This window comes from Dyadobacter beijingensis DSM 21582 (assembly GCF_000382205.1).
Taxonomy (GTDB): Bacteria; Bacteroidota; Bacteroidia; order Cytophagales; family Spirosomataceae; genus Dyadobacter; species Dyadobacter beijingensis.
Genome location: NZ_KB907793.1, coordinates 86,464 through 106,932 on the forward strand (window position 1 = coordinate 86,464; position 20,469 = coordinate 106,932).

Here is a 20,469-nt window from a genome sequence, read left to right on the forward strand (position 1 = left end):
CTTAGGCAGTTATGGTAAGGATTTGGCCGGTAAGGGAGGTCGTGTAAACGGCTATACCCTTATTGCCTTCGCTATTGAGGCCTTTGCCGGTATTGTCGTATTTGGCGCCGTGTGCTGTGCAATAGAAATGGTCGTTTTGGTAGATTACCTCATTCCGGCCTTCATGGCTGCATGTTCGGGTGGCCGCAATGTAGGAGCCGGTATTGCTTCGGGCGATGACGACACCATCCTTTACGACGTATCCGCCATTGGATTTCAGGGCTGCGTAAGCAGGGTCGTTCAAATCGAGGGTCATATTGGTGGGTGCGGGATTGACCCGGTCGTTGGTGCATGATTGCAGATGACTGCCCAAATAAATTGCGGAAAGTGCAGCTCCGCCAAAGCCCAGCTTGCGCAGGAAGGCATGGCGGCTCAGGTTCTCAGCGTGTCCGGTGGAGTTCATAGATGATTAGCAGGATTAACTCTGATTGTTTTCTGTTTGAATCAAAGGTATCCCCGCCTTTCTTAAGGGATTCTCAAGGGTTTCTTAAGATTGGCTTAAGATTGCAAATGAGAGCGTTACCTGGGTGCCTTTGCCGAGCTGGCTATGGATGCTGAAATCCACGCCAAGCATTTCGCACATGCGGCTTACGATCGAGAGGCCGAGGCCGCTTCCCTTTACCTCGGGATGGGACAGAGGCGCAGACCGGTAGAAGGCATCGCGTATGCGGGTGATGTCGTTTGGGTCGATGCCGATACCCTGGTCGGTAACTGAATACTGTGTCGTTTCGCCGGAAGTGGTAATCCTGATGATAATGCCGGCCGGGCCGGTCGAATATTTTACCGCATTGGAAATAATGTTGTCAAGTATGATGTCTGTCATGTACGGATCACTATATACGAGGTGCGATCCATCCGTTTCCAGATCCACGGAAAGTTTCTTTTCCACGATCTGCTGCTGGTGACGCGCCAGAACGTTGCCAGTGAGTTCGGAAAGGTCCACGGCGCCCATATCCATGGCCTTTTGCTGGCTTTCGAACCGGGTTAGCAGCAGCAATTGATCAACCAGGTGGTTGATACGGTCCATTTCTGCGATGCAAAACGAGATTTTGGAGATGTATTCATCCGCCGATCTCGGCTTTCGTACCAGTACTTCCAGGGTGCCTTTTATTACCGCCAGCGGCGTACGGAGCTCGTGTGAGGCATCGGCCGTGAACCGTTTTTCCCGCTCAATCGCATGCTCGACTCGGGTCATCAACTCGTTCAGGGTAGTGACCAGCAAATGCAGTTCATCGCGCACAACCGGTACCGGAATGCGGCTACCCATATTGTCGTTGGATATTTTGCTGGCCGTTTCTATCACCGTCAGCACCGGTTGTATGCTCCTGCCGGCGATGTACCGGGTGAAAACGAACAGGATCGCCAGCACCGCCGGGAAGGCGGCTAAAAGCACGACTTTGAGATTGAATAGTACCCTTTCCGACTCGTCGATGGGCATTGCTACAAGAATGTAGCCTGCTGGTCGGTTATTTTCCTTAATCGTCAGTTGCACTTGCGCTAACGTCAGTCCCCGTAGAGTGGTTTTGAATACTGCGTGATCGGCAGTGGAAAAATGGAGTTTCAGCGAATCATTTTTCAGGTTAGGCGATTTATCGATCACGTTTCCCGAAAGGTTTGCCAGCACGACAAACACCGGATTGATTTCCAGTTCGCTGTGCTCACGTTCCAGCCATTCCGCTTTGTCGGCAAAATAGGGTTCTCCGCGCTGGACACCCACTTCGTAGAAATGCTTTTCCAACTCATACCCCAGGTCTTTTTCCAGACGGTTGAAGACCGTGGCACTGACGATGTAATAGATCAGTAGAAAAACCAGAGCCACCAGTAGGCCCGTGCCGAGGGTAAAGTTAAGCGCGATCCGGTTTCGGTAGGAGGATCTCATGCCGGTGTTGTTCATATTTCCTTTGCAATGTAACCCACGCCCCGGATTGTCTGGATGTAGTCTTCTTCTTTGGTGAGCCCCAGCTTTTTGCGCAGCGAATTGATATAAACGTCGATCACACCGGTATTATATTCGAAATGAATATCCCAAACGCTTTCGATGATGCGTGTACGGCGGCATACCTTGCCTTTGTTGCGAAGCAGAAATTCCAGCAGGCCAAACTCTTTCTGCGTCAGCTTGATTTCCTGCGAATCCCTGAAAACCTGGTGGGATTGGGTATCGACGATAATGGGACCCAGCCTAAATTCGATCTGTTCACCGGAATGCGGCCGCAATTGCACCTTGATCCGCTCCAAAAGTTCTTCAAAGCTGAATGGCTTTTTGATGTAGTCATTCGCGCCGACCTGCAAGCCGAAAACCGTGTCCTGCACCGTATCGCGGGCGGTCAGAAATATAATGGGTGTTTTGATGCCTGCCTTTCTGATTTCCCGGCAGACCTCGACCCCGCTTTTTCCCGGCAACATCCAGTCGAGCAGCACCACATCATATGCTTCCGCGAGCGCCATTTCCAGGCCGTCCAGGCCATTCGCGGCAGTATCGACCGAATAGGATTCTTCTTCAAGCCCCTGCCGAAGGAAGTTTAAAATGCCGGTCTCGTCTTCGATAATCAGGATTCGCATACGCTTGGTGGTAATACTACAATCAGGACATACGAAGTAAGTAAGAAGCTGTGAGATAATTGTACCGCAGACTCTTAAGATATGCTTAAATCTCGAAAGCCTCCTGGGCAGTTTCTTAGATCCTAGGCTCTAATCCAGAATTTTTCTGATCATCTGACGGATTTCCAGGCTGGCCCTGCTGCTGCCTTTCCGGTAGGCGGTGAAAACCGGCAGGCCGAAAGCCATTTCGTCGCCGAGGCGATGGGCTTTGAAGTATGCTCACTGCAAAATATGAAAATGGCTTACTGCACCTTGCCATTCCCAAACAGGAGCAGGCTAAGCAAAAAGTCCTGAGGCTGTTTGAGATAGGCTAAAGGTTGAGTCTGACTTCCGAATTTTTCAAAAAATTACGCACTTGGTTAGCGATGAACCGCGGCTGCGGACCGCTGGCTACCGTTATCATTTCGCAGAAGGACTCCTGTAACTAGTGAAAATGGTTAAGGCGGCGCAGTAGATTTATTAAATCCAGTTGTCGAATGCTGCCGCTTCGGCGGTCCGATCTGGAATTCCGTCCGAAGATTTCAAAAACATGTTGCTAAGCTACGGATCCTATCCAGGTAAGATGGATTACTGCCCAACAACCTTATACAGCTTCCCTTTCTCGGTTTGGAAGCGACTGATGTATCCCGAGTCGGTTTTTGTCATCTCAGCCTTGGCTCCATGTACCACAATTGGGTGCAGGGTTTTGAGCACGCACAAGCCGCCATTGAGTGATTGGATCCCCGAGCTGACAAGCCTGCCATTTTTCCAGGTCATATCCACTTCGAATCCCGGGCGCGCGCGCAAACCTTTTACCTGTCCGTCCCGCCAGGCTGCCGGCAATGCGGGCAGCAGGAATATTTCCTTCAATTGGCTCTGTATCAACATTTCCGCCATGCCCGCCGTCCCGGCAAAGTTTCCGTCGATCTGAAAAGGAGGATGGGCGTCAAAGAAGTTGGGGTAGGTACCTCCGCTGCGGGGGAAGTCAATGCCCTCATTGGTGTAGCGCATCAATTGCCGGATCAACGTATACGCGTGATCGCCGTCGAGCAGCCTTGCCCAGAAATTGATCTTCCAGCTTTTGCTCCAACCCGTACCAGCGTCCCCGCGAACTTCGAGCGTGCGCTTTGCCGCCTGAAAAAATTCGGGCATGTCCTGCGAAATGCGGTGCCCGGGGTGAAGTGCAAATAAATGGGAAACATGCCGGTGCAGACTGTCGGTTTCTTCAAAGTCCTCATACCACTCCTGCAATCTTCCGCGTCTGTCGATTTTCAGCGGATAAAGCTTCGCGCGTTTAGCGATAAGGGTTTCTTTAAATGACTGATCATTACCCAGAACCTCCGCGGCTTCAATCAGATTTGAAAACAGATCGTCAATAATCGAAATGTCCATCGTTGTCGCGACGGAAACAGCCGCCTCACCACCCTTAGGGTCCTTAAACTTGTTTTCGGGCGAGGTGGACGGGGCCGTCACTAGGTAACCTTTTTTGTCTTCCACCAGCCAGTCGAGGGAAAACAACGCGGCCTGCTTCATGATCGGGTATGCCTCATTTTTCAAGAAATCAATATCGCCTGTAAAACGGAAATGCTCCCACAAATGCTGGCAAAGCCAGTTGCCCCCCATGTACCAATTGGCCCAAACGGGATCTCCATTCCCAACATCACCCACCGGATTGGATTGTCCCCAGATGTCTGCATTGTGATGCGCTACCCAGCCATTTGCGCCATAAAATTCCTTCGCTGTGACTTTTCCGGTCTCCGAAAGGTCTTTGATCCAGGAAAGCAAGGGCTGATGCAGTTCGGATAAGTTGGTCACCTCGGCGGGCCAGTAGTTCATCTGGGTGTTTATGTTGATCGTATAATTTGAGCTCCACGGCGCCCTGAGTTCTTTATTCCAGATACCCTGCAAATTGGCAGGCGGACCGCCGGGCACGCCAGGCAGCGCGGGCCGGGAAGAGCTGATCAGCAGGTACCGGCCATATTGAAAGTAAAGTTTTTCCAAACCGGGGTCGTAGCTGCCTTTGGAATGCGCAATCAGGCGCTCGTCGGAGGGAAGTTTGGCATTGACATTGGAGACGCCCGTAGTGTCGGTCAGCTGCAAACTGACGCGGTTGAAATATTGGTGAAAATCCTGCAAATGCCGTGTTTTCAAAGTCGGGTAAGATTTGGACAATGCGCGCCCCAGAAAGCCCTGCGCCAATGCTTTCTCATCTTTGCCCTCTTTGTCCGGGCATTTGTCAAAGCCATTGAAACTGGTTGCGGCTGACAAATAGATCAATACCTCGGTAGCACCTTTTACATGAATGCCCGTGCTGTCCGTGGAAACCTTGCCTTCTTTACTCACTGCTTTGATCCTGAACTGGTACCGCATTCCATCACAGCCATTCGGATCTTTATAAATGATGGGGTTTCGTCCGGGAACATTGTAATAATTAGGGTCAACATGGGCAGGTGCTTTACCACTGATCACAAGCTGGCCGGAGGGCGCCGCATTGGAACTGAAATGCAGCTGGCTGCTGGCAGAAATGGTGAGGTCGAGCTGTTTTGCCTTCGAGGATGTGACGCGCATCACCAGAATGTTATCGGGTGCGGAAACAAAGACTTCCCTTTTAAAACCAACCCCCCCGGCAGTAAAGATGGTCGTTGCGATGGAGTTTGCAATATCAAGGTCCCGGTAGTATGCGCTTGCTTTTTGCCCTTTCAGATCCTGGACAATTTTCACATCCCCAAGCGGCATGTAGGACTGGGTGTAAAGCCCCTGCATTTTCTTGAGCAGCTGATTTGCTTTTTGATAATCCCGCTCCTGAAGCAGCGCTTCCCGCACTTGCGGAAGGTATGTGTGCGATTCGGGATTGACATGGGTCTTAACCGGCCCGCCGGACCAGAGTGAGCTCTCATTGAGCTGCAAAAGTTCCTGCTCTACACCGCCGAAGACCATCGCTCCGATATGTCCGTTGCCCACCGGCAGGGCTTCCACCCATTGAGTGGCCGGTTTTTTATACCAAAGTTTCAAATCTGACTGGCCCTGAGCCGTGGCGCAAACACTGAGGCAAACAAATAATCCGCTGTAAAATGACTTGTGCAGTATTTTCATGAAAAGGTTTGGTTTGGAATAGGGAAGTCACTAATTCCTAAACTTTGAGAAAAATCTTGTTTTTGTAAAGAAAATAGAGAGCGGATAACTCGACCAAAATAATGGACATTATTTTAAGCAATTCTTCAAAACGATCCGGCGCAAGGCGGACCAGCCCGCCGAAAAGGAACTGGGCGGTATGGTCAAAACCTATCATACCTTCCACAGCCAGGTAGATCAGGATTGAATTTGTGCCGATCAGGAGAAAAGGGAATGTCCATCGTTTCCAGCCTGTCACGTCAATGATGAGGTAGAAAATGGCAAAAAAAGCCAGGCTCCATCCGCCGACAAACAACACAAAGGAGCTGGTCCAGAGGCGTTTGTTAATCGGGAAAAATCCATCCCACACCAACCCCGCCACTATAAGCGCCAAAGCTGCGATCAGCATAAAATAGACGCTTTTCTGTGGTTCGAAGGTCTTTGATCGTACAAACACACCCGTAAAAATGCCCAGCAGGCCCGTCGCCACAGCGGGAATCGTGGACAGGATACCTTCCGGATCATGGACCTTGCTATGCAGCCGGCCGGGCAGCAGCAGTCTGTCGGTGTACGATTCAAGAGAACCCTCCATCGTCAGATTACCGGCTCCAAAGCCAGGCACAGGGATCAATGTCATCGCCAGCCAATAACCGATCAGGATCACAACGAACCATACAAGCTGGTTCCTCAGACTGAAATGCAGGTGGATTAGTCCGGCGAAAAACCACGCGATCCCAATTCTGCCCAGCACACTGGCGAACCTGGTGTTTTCATAAGCATTGAATTTGAACAAACCATTGACCACCATGCCCAGGAAAACCAGGATCAGCATCCTTCTCAAATTGGTTTTCAGAATCTTGCGCTTCACTACCTTCGGCAATTGATAAGCATAGTCCACGCTCGACAGCTCGATTTTTTTGCTGAGCGAGTAGGGCAGGGACACCCCGGAAATGAATAGAAACAGCGGGAAGATCATGTCATAAAAAGTGCAGCCGTTCCAGACTGTGTGGTGCATCTGGGCTGAGAGCCACACCATGACCGGCCAGCCTGTTAGTTCGGCGAGTGCATGAATCAGATGCTCGCCGCCGATGATCCAGAACATGTCAAAACCACGCAGGGCATCCAGGGAGACAAGCCGCGGCGACTTACTGACGTGCAGGTCCATCGCCGACAGGCGGTTATTTTTTGTAGTCATTACGGATTTGCTGCGCATATTTTTGATGAAGTTTCAGGGCTGCCTCCATGCTGTTGCCTGTCGGAGTGGTAGAAAATGCTTTTTGCTCGTTGACCCACTGCCACTCCCAGCGTGAAATGTCTTTTTCAAATGTTTTGAAATCAGCTTCCGTGCGGTTGGTCAGGCTGGTGCTGAGCATGGTAAAGAACTTCTGCCAGCGCACTTTGTAAAAATCGCTGAGCAGTCCGCTCCATTGCCGGTTCGAATATTCGTGCAGCGGACTGTCGGCATCGCCCCATAAAGTGATCAGGTCCCGGGCATTTTGTTCGTAAAGGGCCTTTTCCTGCTCAGTCGTGCCCCATTTCCTTGCGTCGGCGATCCACGGCCCCAGCATGAAATCTTTCCGGGTAGCCAGCAGCATATCCATGTCTGTCATTAATTGTATAAATGCTTTGCTGTGGCTGAGAAATGCAGCGCGATCCCCGGACTTGTATGCGGTAACCCATTTCTTTTGAAATACCAGGGCATAATTGGCCAGCACCTGCCGGGTAATATCGACGAGGTCGTAGCGGAAGCCGTCTGTTTTGACGCCCTTTTTGGCCGAAGAAATGAACAGGTCCCAGGCGGGCAGCAGCTCCTCCGGCGCATAGTTCAGCTTTGTGCGTGTCCAGATCGTGGTAGAGTCCAGGGTCGGTCTGCCCGTCACGATTGACTCGGCGCCGTCGCGGATTTCTTTTCCATTGTAAACCGTCTGCCGCAGGATTTGCCAGGCTTTGTTAAGCTCCGGGCTGCTGATGCCGTACCGGTTGCGGGCATATGCAGCCAGCCATTGATCAAGGTCGATGGGTGTTGTGCGCCAGGTATGATCCATCATCAGCTCGTAAATCACCGGGTTTTGTTCGATGGCTTCCATGGTCAGCCCGATCCCTTCCAATCGTTTTTTGCCGGGATCGTTCCAGGCTTGGGCAGGTCCTGCCGCCACCCCGTCCATCCTGCCGAACAAATTGACATTGCCCCCGAAATTATTAAGCATGTTCCAGATCCATGGTTTACCGTAAAATGCACCTGTCCGTTTCCACACCGGCTCGATTTCAGCCGCCAGGTCGAGCAGGATCATTTTATCGTCGGGAACGGCTTTCAAAAGTGCTTCGATCTGCGGGGCTTTCCAGAACTTCCGGTCGCTGTAAAACAGCCAACCCTGCATCACCCAAACCGCATCCGGATCAGCCTGTCTCATCCCGTCGTAAATCCTTTCGCTCAGCTTTGACAGATACTCCGGATCGTCGGTCGGCGGTTCGTTTTCGTTAAATGTGTCGGCCGAATACAAATGGTCCGTGCCGTAAAGCTCGGTTTGCTTGTCCAGGAATTTCTTGCCGATTTCTGCAAAAAGCGGGTCCTGCGAATCGAGAATGTACGTGTCTCCAAATCCATTGGTCCAGTTGGTGGCTTTCAACTGTGCATTGGGAAATTTCTTTTTAAATGCAGCCGGAACATGACCAGTAAATGCAGGCAAAACGGGTTTCATGCCCAACTCTCGCTCTCTTTTCACGATCTGCTGCTGCAAGGTTTTGTGGCTTTGCATCCAGCTCAGTGGCAGCGGGCCGCCCCAGCCGTCGAGATTTCCCATCCAGAACCAGCCGAAATAAGCCGGGCCGCTGAAAAAATCTTTCAGGTCGTTTTCACTGAACCCCATGTCTTTATACACTTCCAGCCAGGTGTATTCCTCGCCTGTAATCGCCAGAGGCATATTAATTCCGTGCATGGCCATCCAGTCGATCTCTTTTTGCCAGCGCTCCCAGTCCCACCAGCTCATGCTGTAATTGAATGTGCAGTAGTTCAGGTTGTAACGATAGTTGTAGACCGTCGACTTGATGATTTTGGCGGGTACTGCAGGCAGTTTTGCAGGCAGCGATAAATTCGTCCCGTTCCAGGTAATCTGGCAATGTGCGTATTCTGTCAGGTAATAATAAAGTGCAGAAGCGACCGCCACACCGCTCGACCCGCGCAGCACGATTTTGCTGCCTTTGCTTTCAATTTCAAATTCGTCTTTGCCCGATTTTGAAGTCAGTTCCTCCACGGCAAAATGAGACGCATGTGAGGGGATAACCCTTGAAATCAAAGCCTTGCCGGAAGTTGTTATGGTTTGTGCTTTTACAGTTTGTCCTAAAAAAATAAGACAAAGGATAGCACACAGCGGGTTGATCCTCTTCAAAAAACGAAGAGAAAAACAACCTGTTCGGATGTCATTCATTTTGAAAAAGAGATGATGAAAAAGCACCCGTACGTTTCGTACGGGTGCCGGGATTTAAGAAATCAATAACCTGGATTCTGCACAAGCGCCGGGTTCAGCTGCAAGGCAACTCTCGGGATCGGGAAAATGCGCTTGTTCACGTCCGAGTCGGTTTTGTAACCCCATTTACCCTCGAACTTTCCGAAACGGATCATGTCATTCCGGTGCCAGCCTTCCGAAGCAAACTCACGTGCTCTTTCCGCATAGATGAATTCAAGGTTTACACTCGTCAAAGCCGGGGAGGTGGTACGCTGAGCCCGCAGCTCATTCACCAGCGAAAGTGCCGTATGGCCGAGCGTCGGACTTCCGCCGCGCAGTATGGCCTCGGCTTTCATCAAAATGATATCCGAATATCTGAATACGGGGATATCATTGTTCTGGTTCCGGTTGAGCGAACTTGCATCCGGGTAAAACTTCATGTTGCGGTATCCCATGTGCCATGCGATCTCGTCGTTTCCGGCGTCAAATGCAGATTCGCTTTGGCGCAAAACGATGTCCGGCGTGAGGTTAACCTGGTATGTGTAAGCACCCGACGGATCGCTGCCTTTGTAAAACTGGTCGTACCCAATGTTTGTAGTCGTAACAGTCAGCGGTGTGACGCCATCGCTCATATACTGCAAGCCGGTAAGCCATTGCTTATTCCTGATATCGTTCGGATCGTTGAAATTTGCGTAATATTCAGGCAATGTGGCGGCGGACCCAGCAGGTGTGTATGGCAGACTGAACTTCTTGACCATGCTTCTCGGTATGTCGTACCGCGCGCGGATGTTGACACTTCTGAATGGGAAAGTGTTGGTTTGCGCTGGATCGTAAGGAATTGCGAACACAAATTCTTTCATCTGCGGCCCGTTGTTCGGATAGAACATATTGAGATAGCTGCTTCTGGGCTCCAATGCATACAATCCCGAACCAATAACCTTATCGCAGGCGGCAATGCAATCATTGTAGCGGTTTTTGCCTGTGTAGTATTCGGCGTTTAGGTACATTTTTGCCAGTAAAGCGTAAGCAGACCATTTGTTCGCCCTTCCGTATTGAGATACGCCGGATGCTTCGCTCAGGTTGGGGAGCGCATCCAGGATCTCCTTTTCGACAAAATTAAAAACCTCTGTCCTCGGAGAATTGGTTTTGGGAGCAAAATCGCCGTAGGTCGTATAGATAGGCACATTCCCAAAAGCATCCATCATCATGAAATAGGCCAATGCACGTACGGTTTTGATCTCCGCAAGGCTCGTCTGTTTGGCTGCACCTTCCGGCATTTTTTCTTCCAGAATGGAGAGCGTTTGGTTGGCTACTCCGATAATGGTCGACAACCAGGTCCAGTGACCGTTCACATAACCGTTGTCTACCGTCCAGGTGTGCAGGTGCAAGGTCTGGTTTTGTCCGCCGTCGTACCAGTTACCTCCGCGGGCAGGCATAATGCCCTCGTCCGTGCTGTATGCCACGATTTGATAGGCTTCCGCACCGAAATTCCCTCTCAACGCCACATAAACAGGCCCGGCTGCGGAAATGAATTGTTCGTCCGTGCTCGGGAAAACGTCGGTGGTCAGTGCCGTTGTGACAGGCACCTCCAGGTCGTGGCAGGAAAGCAGGCTGGCCGTCGCCAATGTTGAGAAAAGTAGTTTTATATATGAAATCTTCATGATTCTGCTTCGATGTTAAATGGAAATATTCAGACCAAATAGGAACGTGCGCGTCTTCGGATAGAAGTTGTTGTAATCCACGCCCGGCGCGATCCCGCCCTGGTTCACTTCCGGGTCAACACCCTTGTATTTGGTGATGACAAACAGATTGTTGACCGAAGTATAAACCCTCAGGTTTTTGACAAATGACCCCAGCTTCTTGAAATTGTAGCCCAGCGTAGCATTATCAAACCTCACAAAACTTCCGCTTTCGAGGAAGCGCGACGAGTAAACGTAAGCATTGAAATCAGTCGCCGGTTCATTGGCTGCATCCACAAGGATATTGGAATACTGCGCGGTGCTTGGCCTGAAAAGGTCGGCACGGGTGGCATTGAAAATTTTGTTTCCAAACACACCTCTGATAAAGACATTGAGATCAAAGTTTTTGTACCGCACGTTGTTCGTCCAGCCCATCATCAGCTTAGGCTGCGCGCTGCCCAGGTAATGGTAGTCTTTACCTACAACCGGCGTGGTGGTCAGGCTGCCGTCCGCCGCATAGAACTGAGAAACACCCGCTTCATTTTTTCCGGCATACTCGAACGAGAAGAATTGTCCCAGTGGTCTGCCCGCTTTTAAAATCTGAAGAGACCTTCCCGACTGGCCGCCGCCTTCGGGGCGCGACAGCAACACCGAGTCGCCACCGGCAAACAATGGGTTGGTCAGGCTTGTAATCTCGTTTTTGTTGTGCGCCAGGTTGACACCGCTCGTCCAGCTTAAATTGGTCCGGTCTACGATTTTCGCGCTTACATTGAATTCGATACCCTTGTTGTTGACGCTTCCGCCATTCGCCACAATGCTGCCGGAGGGGACAAGGATCGGGTCTACCGTGTAGGAATAGATCATCCCCGTTGTGTTTTTGTCGTAAACTTCGAAGGATCCATTGACTTTGCTTCCAAGAATCGAGAAGTCAAGACCTACGTTTGCAGTGGCTGTTTTTTCCCATTTTAAATCGGCGTTTTCTGATTTCGTCGGGCCATAAGCTCCGGTCAGTGCGCCGTTATAATAGTAAGTTCCGAGGCTTCCGGAGATGAATTGTGCCGTATAGGCATTGAAGCCAGTCGCATTTCCCGTGACCCCATAGCTTGCTCTTAATTTCAGGTCGCTGAACAGGTTCTGGCTTTCCATAAAACTTTCCTGGCTGATCCTCCATGCGGCGCCGACTGACGGGAAATAACCCCACTGGTTGTTGGAGCCGAATACCGAGCTGCCGTCTCTTCTGACCGAGCCTTGCAACAAGTACTTGCTTTTGTAGTTGTAGTTGAATCTCGCAAAATCGGAGATCAGCTGCGTTTCCTGGTAAACACCGTCGGGCCCGAAGCCGATCTGGTAGCCTGCGGTACCGTAGGGATTGCTCAGCGCGAGGTTGTTGTAGGTAACATTATCGACCGGAAAATTGCTGGTTGTCACCTGAAAACCTTGTCCCACTCTGTTATTCTGCCACGAGTAACCCACTACCGCATTGATGGAATGATCGCCAAACTCCTTGTTCCAGGTCAGGTAGGTTTCAAGGATCTTGCTGGTGTTCTGGTACGAACTTCTGTTAGCCTGCCCGTTTTTACCGAAAGATTGCACTGAATGGAAGCCCAAACCCGGATCGGGGTTGTCGTACATGTTGTTGTAATTGTTGGTAAAATACTTGTTGTAGTACGTGCCCTGCAAAGTGTTGGTGTTCAGGTAAGAAATGTCCAGATTGTAGGTCAGTCCGAAAGGTAGCTCCACCTGCGTTTTGAAACTTCCGATAAGATTGTTCGCCTTCGTGTTCATCTCACTGTTGTTGATCATCGCCACCGGATTGTAGTAGTTTGTATTCTGAAAATTTTCAAAATAAGAACCATCCTGGTTTTTAATCGGGGAAACGGGCAGGTAAGAAGTCGATTGCAGCAATACGGTGTTGCGATAAGGTATATCGTTTGCATTGCTATGGGAGTTCGTTACCGAAAAGCCGAATTTCAGCTTATCCCTCAATGCACGCTGTTCAATGGACAGGCGGCCGATAACGCGGGTCAGGTCGCTGTTCAGCAGGATACCGTCTTTCTTCACGTAGTTCAAACTTGCGGCATAAGTCGTGTGCTCACTGCCGCCATTGAAAGAGAGATTGTGGTTGGTAGAAACCGCTGTCTTCTTCTGGATCGATGACTGCCAGTCTGTATTGGCACCTTTGTCGTCCGCCGGCGTAAATCCGACACCATTTTTTTCCAGAAACGCCCTCAGCTGATCGCCCGTCATCATGTCGAGTTTGTTCGAAATGTTTTCGATACCCACATAACCGTTGTACGAAATCTGCATCGTGCCCGCTTTTCCTTTTTTGGTCGTCACCATGATCACCCCGTTGGCGGCACGGTTGCCATAAATGGCGGTTGCGGCCGCATCTTTCAGCACGTCGATGGAAGCAATATCATCCGGCGCGATGGTCGCAATATCTGCACCGGGCACCCCGTCGATCACATAAAATGGTCCCTGTGCGCTGTTGATGGTAGACGCACCACGCATTACTACCGCGGCCGGCTTGTTGGGGTCGCCGCTGGCCGTGATATTGAGCCCCGGTACTTTTCCCTGTAATAGCTGGCCCACGTCAGTAATAGCACCATTATTCAGCTCCTCTCTTTTGACCGTACTCACCGCACTCGTCAGGTTTTTGCGCGACTGCTGGCCGTAGCCTACCACGGCAACTTCGTTCAGGGTTGTGTTGCTTTCTGCCAGGCTTACCGAGATGGTGCTCTGCTTACCCACCAGCACTTCTTTTGTATCAAAACCGATGTAGGAAAATACCAGTACATCCGTGTCGGTCGCATTTAGCGAAAAGTTACCGTCGGCATCGGTGGTAGTGCCCATTTTAGTTGCTTTAACGATGACCGTGACGCCCACCAGCGGTTTGCCGTCGCCACCCAAAACCTGGCCTTTGATCAGTTCCAGAATTTCCCTGGCAGGCGCGATGATCCTTGGCTCCTTTTTTGCCTGCAAAACCACCGTTTCATCCACAATTGAAAAGTCGACCGGCTGGTTACTGAGCACCTTTGTCAGAGCATCTTCCAGGTTGGCGCCTTTGATCGACACCGAAACCTTACTTGTATTCGACAGTAACTGCGTCTTGTACCAGAACGAGTAGCCGCTCTGACGTTCGATTTCCTTTAAAACCTTTGTCAGCGGCGCATTCTGGGCAACCAATGTAATTTTCTGCGCCGAGCTGGAAGCGCTCACCTGAAAACAAAAAGCCAGCGAGAAAATAAAGATCAGTTTCATTACCAAAAAAGTTTGGGTGGCAAGAGGCCTGCGGTGACTGTCGCCTATATACGACAGCCACGACCCCTTTTGGATAAGATGGTCACGATTCATACTTTTGTTTTGAGTTGATTAAATACTTTTTGGAGAAATTGTAGTTAATGCCGGCTCATTCGAGCGGGAGCGCGCCAACGTTCCCGCTTTTTTATGAAGACAGCACCTGCACTCTGATGGATGGTCTTTATCTTCTCATAGGCGCTCGGGTGGGTTTATGGGTTTACGACAATGGACTTTCCTTCAATGCGGCATCTTACGCCGCTCAATGACAATATTTTAAAGACCTTTGAGACATTCGCATTTCGGGGCAACCGGCCCGTGAAAGTTTCTTTTCCCGGCATACCTTCATATACCACTTCTACGTCGTACCAGCGGGATATCTGCCGCATGACCTGTTCAAGGTTATCATCCTGAAACTGGAAGTACCCGTTTTTCCAGGCCATCTCTTTTTCGATATCAATGTTATCTGCAATGCCTATCTGGCCGGACAAGGATTTGATCCGGGCCTGCTGCCCCGGGCTTAGCATGGCCGATTTGCCGGCACTGTTGCTTACCTGTACCGAACCTTCCAAAAGTGTCGTTTTCAGTACATTTTCATCCGGGTAGGCCATGACGTTGAAGTGCGTGCCCAAAACCCTGACCTGCGCATGGGCCGTGGTGACGATAAAAGGCATCTTGGCATTGTGGGCCACCTCGAAATACACTTCACCCGTAATCTCCACCTTCCGTTCTTTTCCCCTAAAGGCTGTCGGAAACCGAAGGGACGACACTGCGTTGAGCCAGGCTTTGGATCCGTCGGGTAAAACGATGTGGTATTGCCCGCCCTTTGGCGTCGCCACGGTATTGAAGACAGCAGCCAAACCACTTTTCCCTGACGAGCTGTAAACGAGTTCTCCTTTCTTTGATTTGATCACATTAGTACCTCCCTCGCTGGCCAGGCTGCCGTTTTCAGCCCCGTCGAGCACAATACTCGAACCGTCGCCCAGCGTGAGCGTGGCCTTGTTGCCGCCGGGTGGAAGGTCAGCTTCCTTCAATGCGGGCACAGGCAACTGGGCTATCGGCCGCTGGTCTTTTCCCGACCACCAGTAAATGCCCAGTGAAAGGATCAGCACGGCCGCCGCCGCGATCCTGAGCCACAGGTACTGAACCGAACGGTCTTCTGCCGGTTCTTTGACGATCGTATCCCTGTCGGATTGATCAAAAATGTTGCCCAGTATGCGGTCTGACATCTGTTCAGGCATTCTGATGTCCGACTTAAATGCGCCCCACTCGTTTTCCAGCACAGTGCCCAGCTCATCATCGGGATGCTGCCGGGCCCATTCCGCCAGTTCCAGCTTTTCTTCTGGGCTGCATGTGCCGGCAAAGAATTTGCTGGTCAGATATTGTATCCGGTCGGTATGCATAGATAATCCTTTCTTTCGCTAAATGACCCTCGGGTCTTATGGTTTTTTCGATAAATGGCAAAGGATTATAAAGCCTGAATGTCCAACTACCAAATAAAAGACAAATGGGAAGCGCGCAGGAACTAGTTATTGTAGAAAAAAAAATGAAATAATTTTTAAAACTGCGCCCAGTGGCTGCAAACAGCTTTTAAACAACTTGAAAAAATGATTGGGAGCAGGGATGGCGAGAGGGTCACGCCAGATAATGTGGACATGGGCCGAAGGAAATGGTCAGGGCTGCCAGCAGGTATACGTCCGCCTGACTCCTCAGATGTGTACGGATCGCAGCCATCGCCTGTACAATGTGGTTACGGACTGTATGAACAGAAATTTTCAGCATATCGGCGATTTCTTCATGACTCAGTCCCTGATGGCGGCTCAGCTTATAGACTGTTTTTTGCTGCGCTGGCAATTTTTCGATCGCCGCTTCAAGCAACCGCTCGGTTTCCTGCAATGCGATGGAGTCATCTGTCGAATTTTGTGAAGGTTCTGCCTTGAAAATTTCGGAGATAATCAATGTCTCCTGCGACATCTTCCGAAAGTGGTTGATCGCATGATTTTTGGACATCCGAAATAAATAGCTATCGAAATTCCTGACCTCGGCAAGGTTTTCGCGGTCAGTCCATATTTTGATGAAAACGTCCTGCACGATATCCTCAGCAAGCATTCCTGATCCGGTAAGGCTTAGCAGATAACCATAAAGTTTGTGTTTGTAGAGATCGAAAAGGGTCGTGTAAGCGGTCTCGTCTGCTTTGGAAGAAAGCAGTAATATCACATTTTCGATATCAACATCCTTTTTGGCCAATTCAACTATCCCAGATGATAATTATGCGGGATAGCAAAATAACAGAATTTTATTCTTAAACGGTAGAAGGGACTAAAATTACGATGCTTAAATTAACCACTGGCCTTCAGAAACTCCACCGGGATCTCGTAATCGATAGGCCACTGGTTTCCTTTCGAACCGGCGGCTTTGAGGGTGGTTCTCAGGCATGAAAACAGTGCATCGCTTTGAATCTGGCCGGACACATCGTTCGGACTATCGAAATCGGTTGCTTTCATATCCTGTAAATTTAAAAATTCATTGTTCCGGTTTAGCAAAAGGTGGCGATAACTAGCGATCGCCACCTTAAAAAATCCTTGCGCTATTACTTGGTCAGCCACTTTTCAACGGCCCGCGAGAAGTCGGCGACGTCGATCGGGTGCCTGCTGGTGATCAGGTTGCGATCGGTCACTACCGGCTGTTCGAGCACGGTCCCTCCGGCATTCTTCAAATCGACCTGGATATTCCAGTAGCCAGTCAGCTTACGGCCTTTGAGAATATCGGCCGATGCCAATACCACCGGCGCGTGGCATATGGCGGCGATCAGCTTTCCGGATGCATTGAAATCGCGGATGAATTGGATCACGTCCTTGTCCTGGCGGAGGTTATCCGGGTTCCAGGCGCCGCCGGGGATGAATACCGCGTCATAATCAGCCACTTTGATCTGGTCGGCGGTCCGGTCGAACTGGATCCAGCCCACAGGCTGCAGGTACTGGATGGCCATGATATGCGTTTTAGCCATTTCGGGGAACATCAGCCCGTAGCGCTCGGGTGCGGGGACAAACTTCGGTGCGACAATGTCCACCTGGGCACCCAGTTCTCGAAAGTACCACACGGGCCCGAGTAGTTCTATTTCTTCGAAACCATCCGCGGCCAGCACGGCAATGCGTTTGCCTTTCAGCAATGCTTTGTTTTGGACAGGCGTAAAGAAGAATGCACGCAAGGCTTCATTTCCTGGCGCATTGAGCAGCTGTGACACTGGCATGTTGACAACCGCAGCCGGCGATCCGAGTTTGTTCAATACCGATAGCTGGTAGTCGGTTGTTGCATTTGATTTGTCATGGACTTGTGCGTTTGCCACTGCTGAGAGCCCTACCAGGCTTGCTACTGTTAACTGTTTGATCGTTTTCATTGTTGGAATCGTTTAAAAAAGTTTGATGCTAATTTTTTGAAGTATGTATCCTGACCCGGCGAGTTGCTCAGCCCGAGCCAGATCATGCCGAATGAAATCCATCGGTATGGTGAGAAATTCAATTTTCCTTTCATGGCCGTGTTACTGCGCGATTTTGATCAGAAGGTCCGACACCGTGTGCGGCTGCGAGAGGAAAGGCGAATGGCTTGTATTCACCGGGTACACCGCTTTGATACCGGCGGCGGCGATCATCTTTTTCTGGAATCCCGGGCTGATCACAACGTCTTGCGTCGTTTTGATGTAGACCTTTTCCACCGAGCCGAAGCTGGCATTTGTCAGAGTCACCTTATCACCGAATGGGATCGACGGCTCTGCGCGGTAGTTGGCCAGGACCTGGTCTTTGGCGGCTTGCGAGCCATCGCCGATAAACAATGCCGTCAGCGCTTCACGTCTTACATCGAGCGTAAGATGGTCTGCGGAGAGGACAAGCTGCGGGCCGAGTTTTGAGTCCGGGTCGCTCTGCGAGAGCTCGCCGAGGTTTTGGCCCGAAGCAGGAACAAATGCGCCGACATACACCAGTTTGCTGATTTTCGCAGGAACCTTTTCGGCTGCATTGGTCACCACCATGCCGCCCATGCTATGGCCGACCAGGATGACTTTACCATCTGTCTTGGAAATCACGTCAACTACCTTACTGGTATATACGTCCAAGCTAAGCTTATGCGTCGGGGTATGGTCGCTTCCGTGGCCGGGAAGCTCTGCGACAATCACTTTGTTGCCTTTACTTTCCAGATCCGCACGTACGGCGTCCCAGACATAGGGAGCTTGCCATGCTCCGTGCACCAGCACGTAGGTATTGGCTTTTGAAATGGTGGGCTCATCGCTTTTTGCACAGGATGAGCACGCGAAAACTGCAAGCACTGCGGATAGCAGTGACGAAATCGTCTTTTTCATTTGACTAAAAATTTGATTGTTAAAAAATGAGTTTGCCTACTTTGTGTGACGGTGTTCGGCGGGTTCCGTTTTTTCTTGAATCACTTCTCCGGATGCGCGTGGATCAGTGCCGGCGTTTCCAAAGTATGCCATACCTCGTAGATGTGGGGCCTCCCAGGCCGCCTGCCAGCGGGTACGCAGGAACCGGGAGCAGTAGCGCCCACGTGTTTTGCGTGTAACATGACGTTTAGGATTTGAAGTTTTATACAATAGCTGCATGAATTCAAATGAGTTTCCGGCCGAGTTTCGCCACTTTTTCCAGCCATTTCATTCGCTGCATGTCGGTGGTTTTTCGCATGAAACCGAAAGTGGTAAACCGGATCGGGTCGAAGCCGACGTAGCCGAACACGATGTCTTTGAGGATCTGGTACTGAGATGCGCGGTAAATGATGTAGTACCACCATTTCGGCGTGTCCATCGTCACCAGTATCCGCATACTTTTGCCTTTCAGCAGCTTATCGGGAAATACTTTGCCCGACTGGTGCTTGAATGCGAAACCGGGAAGCAGGATCCGGTCGATGAAACCTTTCATGACTGCGGGCATGAAACCCCACCAGTTCGGGTAGGCAAGTACTACATGGTCGGCCCAGGCAAGGAGTTGCTGCGCTTTGGCCAGGTCTTCTTCCAGCGGTATATCCACACCATTTTTATATCCGTCTTGCAAGGTCACATCGAAATTCAGCCGGGAAATGTAAATCGTCTTACAGACCGCGCCGGCGCTTTCCGCACCCGTTTCATAGGCATCAAGCAATGCCTTGCAAAATGAATTTTCGGATGGGTGGCCCAGGATGAGTAATATGTGCTTTGCCATTGCATTATCATGTTTAAATTGACAATACAAAGTTGCCACCCGGGCGCGGGGTGTGCCTGACACAAATGCGTCAAAAAACTATTGATGTGCTAATCTCTGGCGGATGCGGGTGAGCGTTTGACGTTCGATACCCAGATAGCTGCACAGGTGGGAGAGGGATACCCGGTTGAAAAGGCCAGGATGTTTTTCGATGAACGTCAGATACCGCGCTTCCGCAGTTTGAAAGATGAAACTTTCAATGCGCGCCTGCTGGCGTTTTAAAATCTCTTCGGCCACCAGCCGACCGTACCGCTCAAAGCCGGTCGATTGCTGGTAGACCCATTGCAGATCTTCGTAAGAGAGACAGGCAATATCCGTCTGTTCCAGGCACTGGATCGTGTAGTTGCTGGGCTGCCGGGTCAGAAAGGAGTGGTAATGCGTTGCGTAATCACCGGCCTGATAAAATCCGACGGTTATTTCATCGCCCGCGGAATCGACGTAGAATGACCGTACTAGACCTGCCGTGATGAAGCCTATTGCCTTCTGAACGGCGCCGGTTTCGAGGAAGAATTCTTTCTTTTGGAGGTTATGAAAAGAGAGTTTCGAAACAAACAATGACAGCTCATTGTCCGATAGTGTGGGACAAATTTGCTTTAACGAAAGAATGTATGCCTGCTTTCCTGATTCCATGACGAGCCGACTTTACCTTTAAAATCTATTTGTTCAGTACCTCACGTGAGACTTGCATTTAAATGTACCTATAAATTCTATCTATGTGGAATCGGGATGGAAGTAGCCGGTCGTTTTTCTGTCCTCTTGATTTCACAGAATCAGCAATTCGATGCCCTCCATAAGGCTGGGTGCGAGAAGAGAAGGTGTCGCGTGCGTCGAAGGAACGGCCGGAGTGAGCAAACACCTTGTCGTCGACGATCAGTCGCACGGTGATGGCATAGGATCAAATTCAGAGCATCGACTATTGATGATCTGGATCTTTTGCGTCACTGGGACGAACAGCCGCACACGGTTGCCTCTGATCCAAACGATGATGGGGGATGGGGAACTGAACTGCTGCGATCACCCGAATGGGGCAAGCAGTTGATCGCAGCAGTTGGATGGTCGCCCTATTGGTTTTGTGCTGCTGCC

Annotated in this window: 16 protein-coding genes; all 16 read right to left on the reverse strand. The window is 50.6% G+C overall.

Annotated elements, in window-relative coordinates; translation table 11 throughout:
* Position 1: 1 nt before the first annotated feature.
* Positions 2 to 442: a Rieske 2Fe-2S domain-containing protein gene (locus tag H144_RS0129850; RefSeq protein WP_019945806.1), complete on the reverse strand. Its 441-nt coding sequence runs from the start codon at positions 440 to 442 to the stop codon at positions 2 to 4.
* An 84-nt stretch (positions 443 to 526) separates the two neighbouring features.
* Complete coding sequence (locus tag H144_RS0129855; protein WP_026351109.1) at positions 527 to 1,918, reverse strand: sensor histidine kinase; 1,392 nt, start codon at positions 1,916 to 1,918, stop codon at positions 527 to 529.
* Positions 1,919 to 1,929: 11 nt separating this feature from the next.
* Positions 1,930 to 2,598 carry a response regulator transcription factor gene (locus H144_RS0129860; RefSeq protein WP_019945808.1) on the reverse strand — a complete coding sequence of 223 codons (669 nt, stop codon included), beginning with the start codon at positions 2,596 to 2,598 and terminating at the stop codon, positions 1,930 to 1,932.
* Between the two features lie 606 nt (positions 2,599 to 3,204).
* Positions 3,205 to 5,709 (reverse strand): glycoside hydrolase family 95 protein, encoded by a 2,505-nt coding sequence (locus H144_RS0129880; protein WP_019945812.1) that lies wholly within the window; start codon positions 5,707 to 5,709, stop codon positions 3,205 to 3,207.
* Positions 5,710 to 5,746: 37 nt separating this feature from the next.
* Entirely contained in the window at positions 5,747 to 6,922 is a 1,176-nt protein-coding gene (locus H144_RS0129885; RefSeq protein WP_019945813.1) for an acyltransferase family protein, read from the reverse strand.
* Positions 6,906 to 9,020 carry an alpha-N-acetylglucosaminidase gene (locus H144_RS0129890; RefSeq protein ID WP_211220720.1) on the reverse strand — a complete coding sequence of 705 codons (2,115 nt, stop codon included), beginning with the start codon at positions 9,018 to 9,020 and terminating at the stop codon, positions 6,906 to 6,908. Before H144_RS0129890 ends, H144_RS0129885 begins: the two co-directional genes overlap by 17 nt.
* Before the next feature lie 194 nt (positions 9,021 to 9,214).
* Entirely contained in the window at positions 9,215 to 10,831 is a 1,617-nt protein-coding gene (locus H144_RS0129895) for a RagB/SusD family nutrient uptake outer membrane protein (protein WP_019945815.1), read from the reverse strand.
* Positions 10,832 to 10,846: 15 nt separating this feature from the next.
* Positions 10,847 to 14,110, reverse strand: coding sequence for a TonB-dependent receptor (locus H144_RS0129900; RefSeq protein WP_019945816.1), 3,264 nt, complete (start codon positions 14,108 to 14,110; stop codon positions 10,847 to 10,849).
* Between the two features lie 248 nt (positions 14,111 to 14,358).
* On the reverse strand, positions 14,359 to 15,549 hold the full coding sequence (locus H144_RS0129905; RefSeq protein WP_019945817.1) for a FecR domain-containing protein: 1,191 nt from the start codon (positions 15,547 to 15,549) through the stop codon (positions 14,359 to 14,361).
* Between the two features lie 232 nt (positions 15,550 to 15,781).
* The gene (locus H144_RS32865; protein WP_019945818.1) at positions 15,782 to 16,393 is read right to left on the reverse strand and encodes an RNA polymerase sigma factor; all 612 of its coding nucleotides are present in this window, start codon (positions 16,391 to 16,393) and stop codon (positions 15,782 to 15,784) included.
* A gap of 92 nt (positions 16,394 to 16,485) precedes the next feature.
* Complete coding sequence (locus H144_RS34780; RefSeq protein WP_188982630.1) at positions 16,486 to 16,650, reverse strand: Rossmann-fold NAD(P)-binding domain-containing protein; 165 nt, start codon at positions 16,648 to 16,650, stop codon at positions 16,486 to 16,488.
* An 86-nt stretch (positions 16,651 to 16,736) separates the two neighbouring features.
* Positions 16,737 to 17,543 (reverse strand): DJ-1/PfpI/YhbO family deglycase/protease, encoded by an 807-nt coding sequence (locus H144_RS32870; protein WP_019945820.1) that lies wholly within the window; start codon positions 17,541 to 17,543, stop codon positions 16,737 to 16,739.
* Positions 17,544 to 17,684: 141 nt separating this feature from the next.
* Positions 17,685 to 18,497 (reverse strand): alpha/beta fold hydrolase, encoded by an 813-nt coding sequence (locus tag H144_RS0129930; RefSeq protein ID WP_019945822.1) that lies wholly within the window; start codon positions 18,495 to 18,497, stop codon positions 17,685 to 17,687.
* An 80-nt stretch (positions 18,498 to 18,577) separates the two neighbouring features.
* Positions 18,578 to 18,718: a hypothetical protein gene (locus tag H144_RS34510; RefSeq protein WP_157505251.1), complete on the reverse strand. Its 141-nt coding sequence runs from the start codon at positions 18,716 to 18,718 to the stop codon at positions 18,578 to 18,580.
* A 41-nt stretch (positions 18,719 to 18,759) separates the two neighbouring features.
* Complete coding sequence (locus tag H144_RS0129935) at positions 18,760 to 19,347, reverse strand: NAD(P)H-dependent oxidoreductase (RefSeq protein WP_019945823.1); 588 nt, start codon at positions 19,345 to 19,347, stop codon at positions 18,760 to 18,762.
* A gap of 78 nt (positions 19,348 to 19,425) precedes the next feature.
* Complete coding sequence (locus tag H144_RS0129940; protein WP_019945824.1) at positions 19,426 to 20,016, reverse strand: Crp/Fnr family transcriptional regulator; 591 nt, start codon at positions 20,014 to 20,016, stop codon at positions 19,426 to 19,428.
* Between the last annotated feature and the right edge of the window lie 453 nt (positions 20,017 to 20,469).